This window comes from Streptomyces sp. DH37, assembly GCF_029813835.1.
In the GTDB taxonomy this organism is placed as follows: domain Bacteria; phylum Actinomycetota; class Actinomycetes; order Streptomycetales; family Streptomycetaceae; genus Streptomyces.
In genome coordinates, this window is the sequence record NZ_JARVKV010000179.1 from 1 (window position 1) to 463 (window position 463).

Genomic DNA, 463 nt, shown 5'->3' on the forward strand with positions numbered 1-463 from the left:
TTCGGCGAGACCGCGGGCTACGACGATTTCGTGCTGGTGCGCGACATCGAGTTCACCTCGCAGTGCGAGCATCACATGATGCCGTTCTACGGCAAGGCGCATATCGCCTATACGCCGGTGGAACGCGTTGTCGGCCTGTCCAAGCTTGCCCGCCTGACCGACATCTTCGCCCGCCGGCTCCAGACCCAGGAGCATCTGACGGCGCAGATCGCGGCGGCCATCGACGAAATCCTCAAGCCCCGCGGCGTTGCGGTGCTGATCGAGGCCGAGCATACCTGCATGTCGGTGCGTGGCGTCGCCAAGCATGGCGCCTCCACCTTCACCAGCCGCTTCACCGGCATGTTCCGCGACAATCCGGCGGAGCAGGCCCGTTTCCTGTCCCTGGTGCGAGGCCTGCAGCGCTGACCTCGCGAAAGCTTTTTGGCGAGGACGCCCGTGTCCGCTCACTCTCATGACATCGAGG

At 64.8% G+C, this 463-nt stretch carries 1 protein-coding gene; it reads left to right on the plus strand.

Features of this window, described 5'->3' with window-relative positions; all coding sequences use genetic code 11:
- Positions 1–405: GTP cyclohydrolase I (folE, locus tag QC029_RS31330; protein WP_279559089.1), on the plus strand; the 405-nt coding region annotated here is incomplete at its 5' end.
- Positions 406–463: the final 58 nt, after the last annotated feature.